This window comes from Verrucomicrobiia bacterium (genome assembly GCA_023953615.1).
Taxonomy (GTDB): domain Bacteria; phylum Verrucomicrobiota; class Verrucomicrobiia; order Limisphaerales; family JADLHS01; genus JADLHS01.
In genome coordinates this window covers 148,237-168,246 of the sequence record JAMLJH010000002.1, presented here as the reverse complement: position 1 = coordinate 168,246, position 20,010 = coordinate 148,237, and the positions used below count along the sequence as shown (strand labels likewise).

Annotated in this window: 14 protein-coding genes; 3 read left to right on the top strand and 11 right to left on the bottom strand. The window is 58.6% G+C overall.

Going from position 1 to position 20,010, the window contains the following annotated elements:
• Positions 1–240 precede the first annotated feature (240 nt).
• From M9920_10965 to M9920_10955, 3 genes are all read right to left on the bottom strand, one after another.
• Positions 241–1,584 (bottom strand): Gfo/Idh/MocA family oxidoreductase, encoded by a 1,344-nt coding sequence (locus M9920_10965; protein MCO5052813.1) that lies wholly within the window; start codon positions 1,582–1,584, stop codon positions 241–243.
• Between the two features lie 185 nt (positions 1,585–1,769).
• Positions 1,770–2,681, bottom strand: a complete 912-nt coding sequence (locus tag M9920_10960) for a metallophosphoesterase (protein MCO5052812.1) — start codon at positions 2,679–2,681, stop codon at positions 1,770–1,772.
• Positions 2,682–3,172: 491 nt separating this feature from the next.
• Positions 3,173–6,142 (bottom strand): HEAT repeat domain-containing protein, encoded by a 2,970-nt coding sequence (locus tag M9920_10955; GenBank protein ID MCO5052811.1) that lies wholly within the window; start codon positions 6,140–6,142, stop codon positions 3,173–3,175.
• Positions 6,143–6,298: 156 nt separating this feature from the next.
• Between M9920_10955 and M9920_10950 the strand changes: the two genes are divergently transcribed.
• Positions 6,299–7,252 (top strand): amidohydrolase family protein, encoded by a 954-nt coding sequence (locus M9920_10950; protein ID MCO5052810.1) that lies wholly within the window; start codon positions 6,299–6,301, stop codon positions 7,250–7,252.
• Positions 7,253–7,273: 21 nt separating this feature from the next.
• Here M9920_10950 and trpB read toward each other — a convergent pair whose 3' ends face one another.
• The 3 genes from trpB to M9920_10935 all read right to left on the bottom strand — a co-directional run bounded on the left by trpB (position 7,274) and on the right by M9920_10935 (position 12,680).
• On the bottom strand, positions 7,274–8,488 hold the full coding sequence (gene trpB, locus M9920_10945) for a tryptophan synthase subunit beta (GenBank protein MCO5052809.1): 1,215 nt from the start codon (positions 8,486–8,488) through the stop codon (positions 7,274–7,276).
• 215 nt (positions 8,489–8,703) lie between these two features.
• Positions 8,704–9,684: an integron integrase gene (locus M9920_10940; protein ID MCO5052808.1), complete on the bottom strand. Its 981-nt coding sequence runs from the start codon at positions 9,682–9,684 to the stop codon at positions 8,704–8,706.
• A 1,754-nt stretch (positions 9,685–11,438) separates the two neighbouring features.
• Positions 11,439–12,680, bottom strand: coding sequence for an IS110 family transposase (locus M9920_10935; GenBank protein ID MCO5052807.1), 1,242 nt, complete (start codon positions 12,678–12,680; stop codon positions 11,439–11,441).
• A gap of 173 nt (positions 12,681–12,853) precedes the next feature.
• On the opposite strand from M9920_10935, the gene M9920_10930 reads away from it, so the two are divergent.
• Complete coding sequence (locus M9920_10930) at positions 12,854–13,915, top strand: hypothetical protein (protein ID MCO5052806.1); 1,062 nt, start codon at positions 12,854–12,856, stop codon at positions 13,913–13,915.
• Between the two features lie 956 nt (positions 13,916–14,871).
• Here M9920_10930 and M9920_10925 read toward each other — a convergent pair.
• Positions 14,872–16,023, bottom strand: coding sequence for an IS110 family transposase (locus tag M9920_10925; GenBank protein MCO5052805.1), 1,152 nt, complete (start codon positions 16,021–16,023; stop codon positions 14,872–14,874).
• Between the two features lie 292 nt (positions 16,024–16,315).
• Here M9920_10925 and M9920_10920 point away from each other — a divergent pair, with 292 nt between their 5' ends.
• Positions 16,316–16,561, top strand: a complete 246-nt coding sequence (locus M9920_10920) for a hypothetical protein (GenBank protein ID MCO5052804.1) — start codon at positions 16,316–16,318, stop codon at positions 16,559–16,561.
• Between the two features lie 27 nt (positions 16,562–16,588).
• On the opposite strand, the gene M9920_10915 is transcribed toward M9920_10920, so the two are convergent.
• The 4 genes from M9920_10915 to M9920_10900 all read right to left on the bottom strand — a co-directional run bounded on the left by M9920_10915 (position 16,589) and on the right by M9920_10900 (position 19,894).
• Entirely contained in the window at positions 16,589–16,861 is a 273-nt protein-coding gene (locus tag M9920_10915) for a hypothetical protein (GenBank protein ID MCO5052803.1), read from the bottom strand.
• Positions 16,862–16,886: 25 nt separating this feature from the next.
• A complete protein-coding gene (locus M9920_10910) occupies positions 16,887–17,921 on the bottom strand; it encodes a hypothetical protein (GenBank protein ID MCO5052802.1) in 1,035 nt (344 codons plus the stop codon).
• Positions 17,922–18,086: 165 nt separating this feature from the next.
• Positions 18,087–18,563, bottom strand: coding sequence for a YlbF family regulator (locus M9920_10905; protein MCO5052801.1), 477 nt, complete (start codon positions 18,561–18,563; stop codon positions 18,087–18,089).
• Positions 18,564–18,673: 110 nt separating this feature from the next.
• Positions 18,674–19,894, bottom strand: a complete 1,221-nt coding sequence (locus M9920_10900; protein MCO5052800.1) for a class I SAM-dependent rRNA methyltransferase — start codon at positions 19,892–19,894, stop codon at positions 18,674–18,676.
• Positions 19,895–20,010 lie beyond the last annotated feature (116 nt).

Below are 20,010 nucleotides of genomic sequence, written 5' to 3'. Positions count from 1 at the left end.
ATTGAAACTTGGCCGATACTTATCCATTGCGGGCTCCTGAGCAAGCTGAAAAAATTGTTTTTCGTCTGAGTCGGCTGTCTCCGAAATGAAACCGTGACCCGAATTCACCCACCAAAGGCCGGGCCTGCGCGTCCGGCCTTTTTTATTTGCTCCGGGCGGCCGGAACGCACTGTCCGCGCCGAATGAAAAGCAAACGCGCCGCAACAAGCGGCGCGTTTGGCAATGGGTAGTATAAAATACTCAGGCGCGTTTGGCGTAGGGCAGCTTCCACGGTTTGCGATATTTGACGCCCAGCAATTTGTCCGCGCGCGAATCGTTGGTGATGCGTTCCCGTTCCGCGTCCCACACCAACTTGCTGCCGCTGCGGAAAGCGATATTGCCCAGGTGCGCCACCGTCGAAACGTGGTGCGCCAATTCCAGATTCAGCACCGGCGGCTTCCGCGACACCACGCAATCGAGGAAATTGCGCACGTGCGCCGGGCGCGGATCACCGCTGCTCTTGTGCTTCTGCGGTTCGAGGTTGGCCTTGCGCTTTTCAATGACCAATTCCCAACCGGCGTCGTTGAGCAGGATGGTCCCCTCCGTGCCGCTCCAGGAAACGCCCCACGAGCGGTTGTTCAAGCCTACACCGACGCCGCTCTTGTGTTCCCACTCCAACATGAAATCCGGAAATTCATAGAGGGCGATTTGTGAATCCGGCGTTTCCCGCGAATCCCGTTGCACGTACGTGCCGCCGCTGGAGCAGATCGTTTTCGGAGGCACGGGCGGCATGCCCATCAACGCCATGTTGATCAGATGCACCCCCCAATCCGTCATCAACCCGCCCGCGTAATCCCAGAACCAGCGGAAGTTGTAATGAAATCGGTTGGGGTTGAACGGGCGCTTCGGGGCCGGCCCCAACCAGAAATCGTAATCCACCCCCGCCGGTGGCTCGCCGTCGGGCAGCGCTTCCAATTGCGGCTGCCAGTCCAGCCACGCCCACGCCCGCACCATGCTGACGGAACCCAGCTTACCGGATTTCACGAACTCCGCCGCCTCGATGATGTGCGTGCAACTCTTCCACTGCGACCCCATCTGCACGATCCGATTATGCTTCTGCGCCGCCGTCAACATGGCGCGTCCCTCATCCACGGTCGTGGCCAGCGGTTTTTCCACGTAAACGTCCTTGCCCGCCTGGCACGCCATGACGGTGGGCAACGCGTGCCAGTGGTCCGGCGTGGCAATGATCACAATGTCCACGTCCTTGCGATCCAGCACGCGCCGAAAGTCGCGCACCAAATCCGGCTTGGGACGCGAGTGCTTTTCACACAGTTTCGCGCCATTGGCCAGATGACTGTCATCAATGTCGGCAATGACCGCGCAATCCACTTCCGGATTGAGGAAGAAACATTCAAGGTCGCCGCTGCCCATGCCGCCGCAGCCGATCAATCCCGCGCGCACCTTGGAATTGGGTCCCGGCTCACCCGCGCGCAGCGTGCGGATGTACGGTCCGGCCAGCGTCACCGCGCCGGCCGCCAACGTAGTGGTGCGGACGAAATCGCGCCGGGAGAGAGTGGAAGATTTTTTTTGCTGGTTTGTATTCATAATATCAGTGTTGGTGTTCGAGAACAGTGATGGGGAATGACCACCTTTGCTTCAAGGCTGAACCCCCCCAATTTCGTAACAATTTTTGCAACCGGACCTGCATCTCCTGCACGGCCAGAAAAGCAGCAATGGTCAGGTGAAGCGAGTTTTATTTCTTGAGTCACGCCCGGATCGTTGCCACCGGTTTAAGCCGCGCGCCAGGCCAGATTGATCTTCCGACCGTGATCCGCATGTTTGCCATCCAAACTGCGCAGCTCCACCGACATCCCCTCGTCGCGCACCAAAGCGTGAACCCAACCGGAAGGGGCGTCCGGACGAAACACGTAGCCCACCGCCGGCAGATTCACCAGATGAATGCCGCTGGAATCTTCGGCCAGTTTCCAAACGTGCGTGTGCCCAAAAATCCACGCCTTCACCTGACGCCGCGGCCGGATGACTTCAAGCAGGGCCGCCGTATCTTTCATCGCGCCGGTGTTCACGCCCGAGCCTGGATTGTGATGCACAAAAACCACGGCGGGCTTCTGTGGATTCGCATCCAAGGTCTTCCGCAACCAATCCAGTTGCGATTCGCCCAACCGGCCGGGCGTTTGCCGCGTTACTTCCAAAGAATCCAGAATGAACCAATTCAGCTTTTTGGTTTCCAGCAACGTGACCTGTTTATCCGCCACGGGACGTTTGGCCGGATCGTCCGTTGCCAACGCCGTCCAGAAATTTCCCCGCTCATCATGATTACCGAGCGTGAGATGCACGGGCAATCCGGCGGCGCGCAACGGATTGATGAGGGATGTGAACTGCCGATAATCGCCGGGCGTGCCCTGGTTGTACGCCAGGTCGCCGCAAACCAGCAAACCAGCCGGGCGCTCGGGCAGTCCCAACACCTCCTTGCCCACGGCAATTAAATGCTCGGTCATGTTGATTTCCCGCGCCACCTTGGTGGCGTCCGCGGCGATATGTGGATCGGAAAGCAGCGCCCACGATTCGGCGTCTGAGGTCAGTTCCGCTGTGGCCCACGTCGGGGCCAGCGCCAGACCGACTCCAGCGAGCAACGAACGTTTCAGAAAATCGCGGCGCGAAAATGGCGGTAAATGAATTGGCATGTCTGCTTTCCTACGCTCCGAAGCGCTGCGATTCAAGCAAAAAGCTCAACGGAAGGAGGCAAAGGAATGAACAGCAAGGAAATGACGGTCTTGGAGCAAGCCCCGACAAGGGCGACTGATTCAGACGTGCGCCGACGGTTTTCTGTCGCCCTGCCGGGGCTTACGATTCATGCGACCGGAACCCACAGCTGGCGCTGTGGGCTACCTTCTATCGCGCCTCCGACGCTAAAATCTGCGACGGTCATAGACCGCCGCTACAGGGCGCGAGCTTCCGCCTCTTCACACCGGCGGCCACGGGATTACTTGAATCACGCTCAATGAAGCCGAAACTCATAAACTCAAAAGCGGCTTTCGATTCGGCTTTCTGAACTTCTGAGTTCGGGCTGATTTTTTGACGTCTCGGTGGTGGTCGTCCGCGCCCTCGATGACGACACACAGTTTTGATGCTTCCTGAAGGACGCGTTCCATCCAGACCCGCAGGCTGGGGCGCGTCATTGGGTTACGTTGACAATAAATTCCAGCAGGTCCGCCAAATCCTGTGGCGTTAAACCCGCCTCCAAGCCTTCAGGCATGATGGATTGGCCCTGGCTCTGCATTTTCACAATGTCAGTGCGCGGCAGCACGATTTCCTTTCCGTACGGCAGATGCAGGGTGAGGCTGCTGGCGGTTTGATTCGCCACCAATCCCAGGTAACTCTCGTCATCGCGTGTTTCGACCGAGTATGCGGCGTATTCGGGGCGCACCTCGGCGTTGGGATCAAGAATGTTGTTCAACAGTTTTTCCTTACCGGTGGTTTTGACGGTGACCAGATCCGGTCCGAGCCAATATCCCTCGCCACTGGCGCGATGACACGAGCTGCAAAGCTGTTCGTAGATCTTGTGGCCGTGGGTCGCATCGCCCTTGAGCGAAAGCGCCGCAGCGAAAGTTTCAATCGCTTGTTGACGACTCGATTCCAAGGTTGCGCTCAACACCCGTTGGGCCGTCGCGCGAACTCCGGCGTCGCGATGTTCCCGCAACTGTTTCACTTGCGTGCTGTTGAGGACGGAAGCGGGAACGGTTTTCGCGTCAATTGCCTTTAACAGCGCGGCGGCGCGGTCGCTGCGGGCGAGCAGAGCCGTGATGGCTTCAGCCCGGACGCGCGCGGGAAAGGAATTCAGTTGGGCCAACAAGTCCGAACCAACGCCGGGATCGGCAAATTCACCGAGCGTGGTCACGGCAGCCAATTGAATGGCGGGAGATTGTTGCGCCTCGAGCAACCGGGTCAGCAACGGGCGGGCTTGGGCGTAGTCGAGATGGACCAGCAGTTGAATGGCCGGGACGCGGGCGGCTTCCGCGACCGCATGGTTGGTGGCGGCATTAACGGCAAGCGAAAGCAGATTGGCGGCGGCGGGGCCGGCCTGGCGGAATGGAACTTTAGCGCGCGCCATCCCCTCACCCAACGCCTGGGCCATCGCAAATCGCAATGGCGGCTGATTGAGTTGCTGGAGGAAGGTCAGCACTTCATCCACTTCCTGGGGTTGCGCCTGAGCGCCCACAATGCCGACGATTTCCCGCAGAAATTCCGATCCGGCGGCGGTCTGGCGAAAGCCGGTATCGGCGGAAAGCGCGGTGAACATTTTGCCCGCTCCCGACGCGAGCGAAGACAGAATGGCCGTGCGCGTCCAACGGCTGCCGAGGTCGCGTTGCGCAAGCTCCGCCAGCGGCGCGACCTTGCTATCGCCCTTGATTTCACCCAGCGTGAACGCGAGTTGGTAGCGGACGTTGATGTCGGGATCGCGAGCCAGTTCCGTGATGCGCGCAGCCAACGCCGGCGACGGAACGCCATTGGCGAAAAATTTTTCCGCCAGTTTCAATCCATGCTCACGCACTCCGGCCTCGGCGTCATTCAACGCCACAAGCACTTCGCTTTCCCGCAGTCCGTTCAATCCATCCAATGCGTATAAAGCGTGCAACCGGGCCAGCGGGAAGGTCGCGTGTTGCAACTCGCGCAACCTGGGGACGGCTGATTGATCCTGACGTTCGTAAAGCAGGCGCGCGGCGGTTTCGCGATGCCAGGCGTTGGAATGATTCAGCGTGGCGACGAGTTGCGCCGTGGTGGCCTTGCCCAGTTGCGGCAGGGCGCGCGGCACGAAGGTTTCCGGCGCGATGCGATAGATGCGACCCCGATCATTGCCGGAATTCAAATCGAGCAGTTTTTTGATCGGCTCGGGAATGGACCAGGGGTGTTCAATGACCTCGCGGGCCATGTCGCAAACATAAAGGCAGCCGTCCGGCGCATTGACGATTTCGACCGGGCGAAACCACAGGTCGGTGGAAGTGATGAACTCGACGGCCGACTCATCGGCGGGGCGCTCGGCCAGCAGACCGACGCCGTCGGGGCGCACTTTTTTGCGGTGGATCAAATTGCTGCCCACGTCGGCGATGAAGGCGTCCCCGCGAAAATCCGCCGGCCACGCGTCGCCGCGATAAATGGAAATCCCCGTCGCCGAAGTGAAATAACCGGAGCTGCGCCCGCCACCTTCAATCAAGCCCGGAGTCACCCCGGTCACCCGCCATTGCGTCCGGATGACGCGCCACGCCTCTTCGGGACTGCGCCGATAAACTTCCGCCGCCGGTCCGTCCACCGGAATATCCACCAACGCGCCCGGCAGGTGGTAGAACGGATTGCGATCCGCGTATTTGGCGTCATACATGAACGTCATGATGTGGCGCGAATTGCTGCACGCGAACTTGCGGCCAAAATCGTCAAAGCCCATGCCGTATTGGCCGCCGCCGTTTTCGGGCGCAATGGTCAAGGTGCGGGGATCAAAATTGAAATCGCGCCCGCGCAATTCGAGGCCGGCCGCATCTTCGGCGCCGGCGCGTTTCACCAATCCGCCGTTGCTGCTGGTCTGGCCATGAATTCGATTGTCCAGGCCCCAACGCAAACAGTTGACCAACGCCTGCACGTTTAATTTTTTTGTTTCCGCCCCGTAACCGGTGAAGACGATTTGTCGAACGTCCGCCCGTCCATCGCCGTCGGTGTCCTTCAGATAATAGAGGTTCGGAGTGGCCGCCACGAACAAACCGCCGTCATACCAAAAAGCGGCGGTGGGCCACGGCAGATCGTCCGCAAACACGGTGGCCTGATCGTAAAGACCGTCGCCGTTGGTATCTTCGAGCAGGCGAACGCGACCCAGATGCGGGACGACGTCGCGCATCTCCGAGTAATCGCGCATTTCCACAACGAACAGGCGGCCGTTTTCGTCGAAACAAATTTCGATGGGATCCATGACCAGCGGTTCGGCGGCGACCAGTTGCAATTGAAATCCCGGTTTCACCTGAAAGGTTTTGCCCGCGGCTTCCGGAGCGAGGGGAGGGACGCGCGGCAAATCTTCGGGTTTCAGTTCGGGCGGCGCCGCGGTAACGCTCAAAGTCAACTGACCAATCATTGCGGCAACTAACACGGCGGTGAATCGCATGGCGGCGAAACTACTATTCCCGCCGTTCGTAGCTCAACTGTAAAACCAGCGAACTTCCGTTCCGCCCCGCGCCGAAGCCACCGCCGCCAGTCAAAAATTCGCGCGTTACCGCAAAAGAGGATTGCGCTGATGGCGTGCCTTCCGCTTCTTTAAGGCATGAAAGAAAACTTTTCCCGACGCGATTTTCTGGCCACGTCCGCTCTGGCGTTGACGGGCGTCGCGCTCGCGGGCTGCGCCACCACGGCGGGCGGGGCTGCCGACCTGATCATTGATATCCATCAACACGTCAGTTACTCGGGACGCCCGGATGACGTGCTGCTCCAGCATCAACTCAACCTGGGCGTGAGCAAAACCATTCTGCTGCCCGCCGGTCGCCCGGTGAATTCGCCCGCCACGCACGAGGGCAAATCCAACGGCTTGCAGGCCGGTTGCGCGGGCAATGCCGCCTGTCAGCAAATCGCGCAGGCGCATCCCGGCGCGTACTGGTTTGCGGCCAACGAAGTGCCGGACCTTCCGGAGGCGACGGCGGAGATTGAGAAGTATCTGCGGCGTGGCGGCGTGATGATTGCCGAATCCAAATTTGGCGTGGAATGTGATTCTCCTGAAATGCAACGGATTTACCAACTCGCGCAGCATTACGACGTGCCCGTCCTCATGCACTGGCAGTTCAAAATGTATAACTACGGCTTCGAACGCTTCTACAAAATGCTGGAAAAATATCCCCGCGTGAACTTCATCGGCCACGCGCAAACCTGGTGGGCCAACGTGGACCAAAATCATCACGATCAATCAGTGCTGTATCCCAAAGGGCCGATCACACCCGGCGGCCTCACGGAAAAGTATCTGGCGGATTATCCCAACATGTATGGCGATCTTTCGGCCGGCTCCGGATTGAACGCCCTGACTCGCGACCCGGATTTCACGCCTGGATTTTTTCAGCGACACCAGGACAAGCTGCTATACGGCAGTGATTGCAATGACCACGTCGGTTACGGCGAGGAATGTCAGGGCGCGCAAACCATTGCGACGATCCGGAAGTATGCACCGACGCAAAAGATCGAGCGCAAATTGCTCTGCGGAAACGCGCAACGCCTGATCCGACTCCGGTGAAACGCCGCCGCACTCTGCGGATCATTTCGGCAATTGCAAACCGAGTTTATCCGCCACCTGCGTCACGTCTTTATCGCCGCGACCGGAGAGGTTGACGATGATGATTTTGTCCGCCGCCAGTTGCGGCGCTTGCACGAGACATTCGGCCACGGCGTGCGCGCTTTCCAGCGCCGGGATGATGCCTTCGAGGCGGGCCAGTTTCATAAACGCTTCGAGCGCCTGATCATCCGTGGCGTAGCTGTAAGTCACGCGGTTTTGATCGTGCAGCCAGGCGTGTTCCGGTCCGACCGCAGCGTAATCCAAACCCGCACTGACACTGTGAGTCAGTTGAATCTGGCCGTGGTCATCCTGCAAAATGTAACTGCGCGTGCCTTGCAGGACCCCGAGCGAGCCACCGTGAAACCGCGCCGCGTGTTGTTCCGGTTTGATGCCCCGCCCCCCCGCTTCCACTCCGATCATTTTAACGCCGGCATCTTCGAGGAACGGATAAAACAGGCCGATGGCATTCGAGCCGCCGCCCACGCAGGCGATGAGCAGATCGGGCAACCGCTTTTCCTTTTCGAGGATTTGCGCGCGGGCTTCATCGCCGATGACGCGTTGAAAATTGCGCACCATGACCGGATACGGATGCGCGCCGTAAGCCGTGCCAAGGATGTAATGCGTGTGGCGAATGTTGGTCACCCAATCGCGCATGGCTTCATTCACCGCTTCCTTCAAGGTCTTCTGGCCGGCGTGGACGGGCACCACTTCCGCGCCGAGCATCTGCATGCGATACACGTTGAGCCGCTGCCGTTCGCAATCCACCGCGCCCATGTAAATGACGCATTGCAAACCGAACATGGCGGCCACCGTGGCGGTGGCGACGCCGTGTTGGCCCGCGCCGGTTTCTGCAATGATCCGGGTTTTGCCCATGCGCCGGGCCAGCAGAATCTGCCCCATCGCGTTGTTGATTTTGTGCGCGCCGGTGTGATTGAGGTCCTCGCGCTTCAGATAAATTTTTGCGCCGCGCAGTTCGCGGGTGAGCCGCTCGGCGAAATACAGCGGCGAAGGCCGACCGATAAAATCCGTGAGATAATAGGAAAGCTCACGCTGAAACTCCGGATCGTGTTGGGCGCGGAAGTATTCGGCTTCCAGCTCCTGCAACGGGTGCATCAACGTCTCGGGTACGTACCGACCGCCATAAGGACCAAAATGGCCTTGGGTATCGGGTAAATTATCGGCGACAACAGCGCTCATGGCGTAATTCTCCCGGAACGCCGCAAAGACGCAAAGGATTTTTCGCTCGGGCGGGATTCCGTTTCCCGGGGAGCACCCGCACCCGCGCGTGTGCCCGACCGCGCCTCGCGGTCGGGACCGGAGCGCGCCACCGCGCCATCATGTTTTGTCCCGTCGGGACAATCGGGGGGCAGTGTCCAGATGCGCCCTTCACTTGGCGTTTCACGAGAAGATCTTCATCCATCCAACGGACTTTTCACGCCAAGTCCCGGCTTTTGCATGACGTGAGTATAAATCTGCGTCGTGCTTACGTCCTTGTGACCGAGCAAATCTTGCAACGTCCGCAAATCGTAGCCCGATTCCAGCAAGTGCGTCGCGAAAGAGTGTCGCAGCGAATGGCACGTTGCCAGTTTGCCGATGCTTGTTTTTGCCAGCGATTCCTTGACCGACCGTTGCAATCCCGTTTCCGCCGTGTGATGCCTTCCCAATCGCCGGGTGCCGGGCTGCATGGAACGCGTCGCCGACGGAAAAACCCACTGCCACGCCCACTCTTTCTCCGCGTTCGGAAATTTTTTGCGGATTCCGTCCGGCAATTTCGCCCAACCAAGACCATCCCCCAAATCTTTTTCATGCTGCGACCGAACTTCGGCCAAATGTCTTTGTAAATCCGGTTTCAATTTTTCCGGCAAAACGGTGACGCGGTCTTTGTCTCCTTTTCCACCGCGCACGATGATTTGGTTTCGCCCGAAATCAACATCCTTTACCCGCAAGCGGAGCATTTCCATCAATCTCATTCCCGTCCCGTAAAGCAATTGCGCCATCAACTTGTGCGTCCCGCTCATCGCCGCGAACAAATGATTCACTTCTTCCCGCGTCAAGACGACCGGCAGTCGTTTGGGCCGTTTGGCGCGCGCAAAGCCACCAAACGCGCCGGGATTTTTATGCAAGACTTCGTTGTATAGAAAAACCAGCGCATTCAACGCCACGTTTTGCGTCGAAGCCGATACCTTTCTCTCCGACGCCAAATGGGAAAGAAACCGCCCGACTTCCTCTGCCCCCATTTCCTGTGGATGCCGCCAAATCCCGGTCGGAGACCGATGAAAAATCAGATAGCGCCTTACCCAGTGCCAGTAAGATTCTTCCGTGCGCGGCGCCAAATGCTTAAACCGGCACACTTCCGCAAACTGCTCTTGTAATCGGAGCTTGGGATTGGGCATAAACTTTTCCAAGGGCGGTTTTGCCGCTTTTCCCGGTTTATTATGCCATTCCATTTTTCCGGTAAATTCTTCTGGACAGCAATCTTTGACAAGCGCAATGTCATTTTTATGAAACGTGTTAGGCTGCAAGCCGCGCAGCTAATCTAAAGGTTAGGCAGCAAGACGCGCCATGAGATACATTCCGCTTTTATTCTGTTTGGTGGGTGGCGGACTTTTGATTTATTCGGTCAGTAGTTACTGTGGTCACTCGCTACCATACCAAGACCCGACACCAGAGTTGTTGTCGGTTCAGCAGCATCAGTTGCAGACAGCGAAGATTTTAGCCGTGGTTGGAGCTGTGCTAGTTGTCATTGGCGGAGTTTTAGGATTTTGGCCGAGACGCTCTTCCAGTGTGTTACATTGATTTGAGTTATGACGATTTTGCTGCCTAACACAGCGCTGGAGCCAACGGCTTTTACGCCTTCCGTTTCGCGCTGCGGTCGCAGGTTCACGAACGGTTTTCGTGGCCGTGGCTCAGCTTTTGTTCGTTAGGCCGATCACGCGCTTTCCCGAAGCACGACGCTGAGGGGTCAGACAAACAAACAAAACGAAAGGATAGAACATGCCCGCCGATGCCAAGAACGCATACACGTTAGATGACGTATTCAATGATTCACTGTCCGTAAGAATCTACGGCAAATCCCTCAAGCCAGACATCACAGTCTCAGCCGACGGCAAATCCGTTGGACGTGCCGGCCAGTCACTCGCCTTTGTCTCGGTGCGCGGCTTCGCCGTTGGCTCTTACTGCCGACGCTTGCCGACTCCCATCTTGTTGGCTCTCCCAGGGGCGGGGGATGATCCTGATGACGGCGACACGTGTGCTGCACCGACAGAGAGAGTGTGGAGAGTGCCATTCACTGCCACCAGCACGGCGCTCATGCCTGCCTCTGGAACAATCGAGGAGATTCTGCGTGAGGCTGAGACAAGGGGGATTGATGGAGGCATACAACTGGAGAATCCGCGCATCAGCGACGGCAAAGCATGTGTGGACGTTCGCATCTGGGCAAGGATTTCCATATTCGGAGCGTCTGTTGGCTTCGACGAGCGATTCCCCGTCTGCATCCCACTCGAAGGTTGTCACACTGTTTGGGACATCGGATGGGCGCGGCTTGAGGTATGTTTCCGCGCACCGAAGCAGCTCTGCGCAAAGGTATGCGCTGGCAAATGGGGTATCGAGAAGTGCTGGGACTATTGCGTTGACTTGCCGATTACTTAGTCCACGACACAGGTTGGTTGTGGTTGCAAACAATCGGCCTAACCATGCGCTGCAGCGAACCCGGCGGGGGCGTCACGGTTGCAATCGTGGCGTCCCGTGCGCCGGGTCGCTGAGCTTGGGGCGTTGATATGGCTTAATACTGTCAAGGGCACAGTGCTGCTGCGCTCCGGAAAATCTTTGTTTTGCTTCCGGCATTTTCTTCACCGTCTTCTGGATCGGGTCGGAGACAGGAACGCTGGGCTTCCTGCGGTGATCAATGCTGAGATACGTGAGTCCACTCGCGCACAGCTCGCGCGGCACGCGAAGTTATCAACAGAACACGGTCCAACGCGACGGTTTGCTTAGTCTAGGCACGAGGATCGGATTGGTTACCGCCTCAAACGACCAGCAAGCGTTTCGCCTGACCGGGTCCCTGTCTCCGGCACGATCAAGTCTGACAGGCGCTGGTTTTCATTCTTGGTCTTTTTATTAAAAGCGGTCTTGGTCTTGGCTCCCGCCCTCAGGCGGTCTGCTTCCCTTCACTCGTCAGCGCTCGCGGCGGGACCATCCGGCCAATCGCCCACACGAACCCCGCCAGCTCCCGCCCCAACGCCGCCGCCGCCACTGGGGATTTCTTGCGGCCCACGCCCGTCAGGTGTTTGTATCTTTGATGCAGCCGGGTCTGCGCCGCCCACGAAGCGTCGGTCACCGCTTTGGGCAATCCGGCCTGCCGCGCCAGCACCGTGCGGCTCATGCGCGGGGCGCGGCTGTTGTTCCACGCCGCTTCGATCATCGCCTTGCGCGCCATCCCGTTGCCCAGCTTGGTGATCCCGCCTTGCTGGCGCGTTGGCCCACTGGTGTGTTCGCTCGGGCACAACCCCAGGTAACTCATCAACTGCGGCGCGGTATCAAACCGGTGCAGGTCGCCCAACTCCGCCACCAGCGTCGCCCCCGTCAACGCCGCCACCCCGCGCAGACTCAGCAACGCTTTGACCACCGGCTGCCACCGCCACGTCTCCACCACGCTGGCGATCTGCTTCTCATACCGTTCCAAGCGTTCGCCCGCCTCCGTGATCACGTGGACCAGCTCTTGAAACACCCATTGCTGCTCCGCATACGGCAGCTTCACCGTCGCCAGATAGTTCCGATGCTTCTGTGTCCACGGCTTGGTCCCGGCGTAGCGGATATTTTGCCGCAGCAAAAACATCTTGAGCTGCTGCCGCGCGCGGTGTTGTTGCTTGCTGACCTGGTAACGGGCGCGGATCAAGTCCCGCACCGCCTCGTCCTGCGGATCGGGCACGTAGATGCCCGTGAGTTCGCCCGCGCGGAACAACCGCGCCAGTTGATCCGCATCCCGTCGGTCCGTCTTCACGCGGTCGCCCGGCGCGCGGGGAATCTTCGACGGCGCCACGATGAGGCATTCGCACCCGTGACTGCGGATGAACCGGCACAACGGATACCCGCGCGGCCCGGCCTCGTAACAACACTGCAACGCCACGCCCGGATGCGCGGCTTTCAACTTCAGAAGCAGCTTGCGCACGTCGTCATGCGTCCCGCCGATGATGCCGTAACGCCGCACCTCGGGGCTGTCGGACGGCGCGATGGAAACGGCGATGCTGTCGTTGTGCACGTCCAGACCGACGAACAACGTCGGTCCGGGCGGGGTGATGGGTTGGGGCGGGGGCGGGAGTGCGACCCGCGGCGCGCGCGCTGGTTTTTGCGGCTCGACACGGTTGGGGTCGCGGAGTATGTAGGTCTTCATGGTGTTTGCTCTTGCGGTCATCATTGTTGTCTGGGGCGCAAGTCCCACAACTTGTGGCTCGGCGCCGCTCACGCGGCGCAACCCACGCTCATCCCGGAGAGCAGACACCGCTTCCGCTCCCAGCAAAAGCCATACTGACTAGGCGACGAACGCACAGCGCACATACACATTTTATGAAACGACAATGCCTCACTGTATTCTTGCTTGTATGCCTTACGCCAACTGTTTGGGGACAAGACAATGTTGCGCTCCAAACAAAAGCATTTTTGGAGCATCCACCGGCTATCGAAAATATGACCTTTGCAATTTTGAGCAAAGGCATGGGGGACACGAACGGATATTCTATGGACGGAAAACTATTCATGGCGGGCGTTCAAGACGATGACTTCGTGATGGCCGAGTTGAAAACGCCGGACGAGATTCCGCAAATGTCCACAAGAACACTACCGATTGTCGGCAAAGTCGGCTCTTTCAAGTGGTCAATTTCAGGAATGACGTTGAACCTAGGCCAGAGCAATGGCGTTGCCGCAGTGGACGACCCTGCCGTCAGCCTGTCTCAACAATTGGAAACTATTTTGGACGAACCAATGAATTTGGGAATCTACCAAGCAGAACGTGGCACGATTCATGTTTCCGAATCTGGTGAGTTCTCCGCTCCCATTGCAAAACGACTTATCGCTGCTTGGGGAACACAGTCCGAAATAAAAGGACGATTTGCCTTTTCAGCAGTTAATCATCATTTGGAAACAGCGACATGGAGCATCACCACACGCCCAGAAATGACTTTTTTAGTCAGATATAGCTACGATGACGGTCAGACGAACTTCTTCCCGTCAGGTTGGGTATGCACACCCACCCGGAACGGCCAAATTCTGAACACCATCAACATCAAAATATTCAGATTTGAGTTGGCAGGGTCACCACTGCCGGTCGAGTTCTTTCACCCGGACAGATTCGTTGTAAGAAGCAATCTGCCACCCATCGGCCCAATCGTTTTGACGCAATCAAACGGGCAGACGCTTTGGCTTCAAGACGGGAAATTTAAGCCAGCTAAAATTGAACAGCCTGTGCTCGACTTTTCGAGCACAGGAAAGCTCTGGATTATCAGAATAATCTTTTTTGGATTTGCATTGGGAGGATTGGTGATACTCATCCGAAGCGCACTTCGTAAGTGCGAAAAAGCGCAAAGAAAAACGGTGAGCCTTCCAAGGCAGGCAGAGAAAGGAAAAGCATGAGAAAAATAATGACAGCAATAGTAGCGGCCAGTCTCCTTGGTGGTTCGGGAGCGACCGCTTGTGTTAGAACCGTCCTTGTAAAATGTAACAGCGGGCCATCCACTCGCACCGACCCGCCATGCCATCCCGCCCCGATGCCTTGCACATCAACCCCCGGGAACTTTATGCAGGCTCGTGGCGGTTTTGCCACTGGGAAAGATTCTGGCACTTGGTATGACGCTTGGTGCAATGTCCCAACAACATGCACCGACTGCACTGGCCACGTTTGGCATTACGATGACAGCTATACCGCGCCCGGTTCTTTTGCAACTGGCAATGACTGCTCGCGGGGCTGATTCAAGAATACACTGCACAAAGTTGACCGACGTGAGCGGTGTCACGTTCACGTCGGTGACTTTGATACGCAAAATCGTCGCCTAACCATGCGCTGCAGCGCCTATGAGGGTAGTCAAGAGGGTCGTGATTTTTCCGCCAGGTTTTTTCTAGTGAAGACTTCGTCGCGCGGAGCGTAACGGAGTGGAGCGGAGGCGCGCGCGAAGCGGTGGCGTTAACTTCCCACCGGCCCGCATCGGCTCGCTTCAGGTTCGGCTCACTTTTTCAGCTTAAAAGTTTTCCCTTTCGTTTCGCTCCTGGAGTCCGTCGCGTGAGATTTGCCGACCGGGGTCGTCGCTTGATGAGTGTGGACCGGCTTGCGTCCCGCACCAGCTCCTATCCGAGCAGTTCCCGTTCGGGAACGCCCAACGTGTCATGCTTGTGTGACGCGCGACGACCGGGGGCAGCGCCCCATCTAACCGACGGATGGTTCGCACCACGCCAGCTGCAGCTCCGAGCAGCCGCCGCCCGGTCGCAAATTGTTTCACGCTCTGACTCAAGGAAATTAAAGGTTGTCCCCGCTCCCTGTCCCCCCCATCCGCTGGGGAGAGGGTGGCCGCCAGGCCGGGTGAGGGGTAAATCGTTCACGCCGCGATCCAGCCCAGGTCTTCAAACGTGGCCCGGCCCGTGCGCCAGCGCCACAGGTCAATGGCCAGCCGCCGCGCCAGCGCCACCACCGTTTTCTTCTTCAACGCGCCGCCGCCGGCCAGTTTCACTTTCATCCCCTGCGCCGCTTTCCAGCCCGGCTGCCATCTCAGGAAACGCCACACCGCCTCCACCAGCAGCGTGCGCACGCGCGCGTTGCCCATCCGGTCAATGCTGCCCAGCAAACGCTTCCCGCCGGAACTGTGTTCCCCCGGACAACAACCGGTGTAACTGCCGATCTGTTTGCGATTGTGAAAGCGTTCCCAGTCGCACACCTCGCCGTCCAAGCTCACAGTGGTGAGCTCACCCAAGCCTTTGGGCAACACCTGCGCCTGCACCCGCGCCACCAGTTCGGTTTCGAGAACTTCCAGTTGCGCCTCCAGTTCCAGGATCACCTGCCGCAGTTCGGCCAGCCGTGCGCGCAACCAATCGTCCAGCGTTGCGAGTTTCTTCCAGTTGCGCGCGCCCCACCAACGACTCGGCAATTGCACATGCGCGTATTCGCCCACTTGCCCGTGCCCGCGATTGCCCAGCATGCGGATCAGCCGCCCGAGGAACTGCCGCCGCCGCGTGCCTTCCCGTTGCCGTTGCTCCGCCTCGCTGGGAATGCGGATGGGACTGAGTTCCGCGCGATTGCCGTCGAGCCAGCGGGAGAGGCGCAGACACAACGCCCGCGCATCGAGCTTGTCCGTCTTGCGCGCCCCGTTGAGCGCGATGGGGGTGATGAGAAAACTCTGCGCCCCGGCCGCCACCAGTTCCCGATGCAACGTGAACCCGAACCCGCACGACTCCTGCACGCAGAACACCTGAAAACCTTCGGCCACTTGCTGGCGAACGTGCGCGACGAGTTGCTCGCGACTGAACTGGCGGGGCGACTTGGGATGGCTATGATCCTGTTGGGCGACGGCCATGATGCTTGCCAGATGCACATCTAGGCCCAGCTTGAGCAGCGGCTTGGCCGGATCAATGACGGGCGTGGGCAAGGGCTGGCGTGGCGGGCCGGGGCGCACCACTGCGGGCTTGTCGAGGGTGGGGTTGAGGCTTACAGTTTTGGGCGTCGTGCTGGGTTTGAGGCTGTAGGTTTTTTTCATGAATGTGATGGTTGATGGTTTAACTTGCGCTCTCAGCGTGGCGACTCCGGTCGCCGCGTTCAACCCAGCATGGCATCTAACCCGGCGTGGGCGTCGCGGTTGCAGGCGTTGCCTCCCGTGCGCCGGGTCGCTGAGCTCGTTAGGCATCACATCACACGCTATGAAAACATCACACCTCTTGAGTCTTGGCGCTTGCATTCTGCTTGCTGTTGGCTGCGCCTCTCCATCTCGCACCAAGTTGCCACGCGCCCATTCTAGCGCGCCTGTCGTATCAGCGTCCGCCGATTTATTGGTGATTTCAGCGGTGTATGGTTCGGGGACTTCGTATGCAGACGTGACCTATCGCGTGAACGACATGATCCATCAGCCGAGGGTTGAGTTCTTTGCCCGGCCAGAGTGGCTGCAGGCAGACCCCACTCCCGGTTGGAACAAGGCACTGGTGATTGTTTATGAGTTCAAGGGACAGCGGCGCACCTTTACCTGTGGCGAGGGTGGTCGGGTGAGCGCAGAGATTTTGATTCAGGAAGCCACGAAATGATGCCTCCTGATAAGCTGATGGGTTAAGTCATTGGGCGGGAACGAACCTGAGGCCGAGGGCGGTGGCGGTATGGTGCAGGCGGGCGAGCTTCTTGCGCTGCATTCTTTCCTCCTCCTTTTTGAAGACTTCCGGGTTGAAGGCTTCCCGATGTTTGAACAAGTGCCAGAGGATGCGCGCCAATTTGTGCGCCATGGCGGTGATGGCTTTGGGCGTGCCCAGCCGCACCTTCCAACGCCGGTAGAGGTCCCCGAAATAATTCTGCGCCTGGTTCAGTCGCCGCCAACGAGGGTCTCCAAGCAACTCTGGGCGGCGGGGAAAATTTACATCACGGTTGCGCGGCCCAAGCCATCCCATCCGCGCCGCGTCCGACGTCTATGAGCCGGGACACTTTCCAGTTGGTGGTATCGAGCACGGCAACCTGACGGCTGGCATCGCACGAAACGTAAGCTTCGTCGCCGTCCGGTCGCACGACCAGCATTTGCGGCGCGCGCGGTACCGCCACGGTATGGGTCACTTGCAAGGTGGTTAAATCCAGGCGCACCACCTGGTGGGCGCGCGGCAAAACGACCAGTAAACCGCGACCGTCCGGCGTGGTTGCCATGCTGTAACCAATGTTGGGCAGCTTGACCCATTGCTGCAACGATTCGGACGCGGCGTCAATCAACGCCAGACGCGGTTGGGATTGATCGGCGGTAAAGACCCAACGATCGTCGCGCGTGACGCAAACCCGCTGGGCACCGCCCCCCACGGTAATGATTTTGCGCAGCTCGCGCTTTTCCAGGTCCAGGACCGAAACCGTGCCCGGCCCGACATTGCTGGTGTAACCGCGTCGGCCATCGTGGGAAATGGCAAGCATGTGCGACTCCGGTTGCCCCGTGGGAATCGTGCCGATGATTTTCAAAGCGCCGGGGTCCACCACCGTCACGGCATTCAGCAGTTCAGTAGTGATGTAGAGCAAACCGTCCTTCGGGCCAATCTGCGGACAATGCGGACGCACGCCCTGACCGAAGTCGAGCGTTTGGGTAATTTCGCGACGCTCCAAATCTACGACGCGCAGCAATTGACCGTCCGAACCGGGATGACCCACTCCGGAATTTCCGTAAATCGGCACGTAGGCAAACCGGCCATCCGGCGAGGCGATGACTTCGTGACCGGTCACGTCTTTTTCATCCACGGTGGCGATTTGCTTTCCCGCCGTCACGTCAACGAGGCTCAGGGTGTGATCGCCTTTATTGCAAACGAGCAATTGGCCGGATGCCGCATTTGCCGTCGCTGGAACGGTGCTGCAGGCACTGCTGATCAGGAGCGCAAAACACCCCCAGATTGTCACGCGGCGGAAAAATAGATTTTTGGCAAGCATGATGCAGAAACGATTTCGGCTCAGCGCGAGGATGTCAACGCCTGTTTTATCGCCCGCCAGGTTGCTGCAAAAGAAACGGCGGATTGCGTTGGCCCGGCGGAACGCCGAAAAAACAAAAAAGCGCGAAGCCGCATTGCCTCGCGCTTTGAAAAAACTGGTTGAAACTCAATGACCGCCGCAACCGCAGCCCCCGCCACCACCATCCCCGTTGCCGCAACCACAGCCGCCGCCGCCGTTGCCGCAGCCACAACCACCACCGCAACATTGTGCAAAATCGTCTTCAGTGGGCAGGCGCAATAATTCCAAGGTTTTGGTGATATGCTGCGTGACTGTGGCGCGCAGTTCGTGCAACGCCTGTTGCGCGTCCAGAAAGCCGCGCGTTACGGGATTGCTCAGCACTTCCTCGCGTTGGCGCTCGAATTCGCCGATCTCCTCGCCGCTCAACGGCAGGGCGCGATGTTGTTTTTCACGTAATTCCTGCCCTTTGGTCATCAGGCTTTCGTATTGGTTGCGGGAGGCATCGCTCGCCAGAAACGAATCAATGTTCTGACGGATGGTTGTAATGTTGGGTTGCGCCAGAATGGTGGTGCAAAGCTCGCGCGTTTTTTCCAGGACGAGGTTCTGTTCGGACTCGGTTATCATAATTTTAGGGGCCGGAAAACACCTTCCGGCGGACGACATTGTGTATTAGAGCACAGGCGGCCCGGGGTGGCAAATCAACTTTTTGACCACGCCGTTTCCACCAATCCAACTCAACGCACCAGCTCGAACGCAAAGCCTTTCAGGTATTCCGTTTCGGGAATCATGGGGATGATCGGATGATCCAAGCCCTGGGCGTAGGTGGCAATGCGGCGCAAAATATGGCGCGTGTCATAGGCCGCGGACAGGATGACATCTTGAAACATGGCCGCCGGCACATGGTGCGAACAGCAGAAGGTCGCCAACACTCCGCCCGGCCGGAGCAACTTGAGCGCGCGCAGATGAATTTCCTTGTAACCCCGCAACGCATCGCCCACCGAGGCACGATTGCGCGTGAAGGACGGCGGATCGAGCACAATTAAATCGTACCGCGGAATCACGCGCTCATGCGGTTGCACGGTGGTCCGGGCTTTCAACCAGTCGAACACGTTGATGGTTTCGGCGGTCACCCGTTTCGAGAGACCGTTCAATTCCGCGTTGCGTTGCGCGGCTTGGACGGCGGCCTCGCTTTGGTCCAACAAGTGAACCTGCTTCGCCCCGCCGCGCGCGGCGTGGAGTCCGAATCCGCCCAGAAAACTGAAGCAATCCAGCACTTCCGCTCCGGCGGCGAATTGGCTGATGGCCTGGTAGTTGGCTTGTTGATCCAGGTACATTCCGGTCTTGTGACCGCCGAGCAGATCCGTCTCAAATTTCAATCCGTTCAACTGGATGACGGTGGAGACTTTATCGGTCGGCACCGGCTGCGCCGCCCAGATCACGCCATTGGCTTCGGACAACCCTTCAAATTTCCGCGACGCCACATCGCTGCGCTCCAAAATAATTTCCGGCGCGAGCAATTTGCGCACGGCCGACACGATCTTTTCCTTCTGACGTTCCATGCCGAGCGCGGAAATTTGCAGCACCACTGCGGCTTCGTACTTATCCACGATCAGGCCGGATAAGAAGTCGCTTTCCGCATTCACCACACGATAGGAGGTGGCGCCGGGCAACTGCCGTTGGCGCAATGCCAGTGCGGCGGCGATGCGCTCATCGAAAAATTGCTGATCCAGTCGGATGCGCTCCGGCGCGAGAACACGCACGCTGATTTTGGATTTGGAATTGTAACAACCCACGCCGAGCAAACGCTGCCGATGATCTTTCACCTGCACCAATTCGCCATCCGTCGGCGGCGCGGTCTGGCGCAGGACGGAACTGCGATAAACCCACGGATGTCCGGCGACGATGCGATCCGCTTCGCCCGGTTTGAGGATGAGTGTTGGCAAGGTGGCAGGCATAATTTTGTAAACAGTTGGGCGACTTTGCGCCGGTTTGCGATCTGATCTTGGATCAAGCATGAGCGCCCCAAGAATCCAGCCGGTGCATAAAGCCAGAGGGACGGACAAAAAGCGAG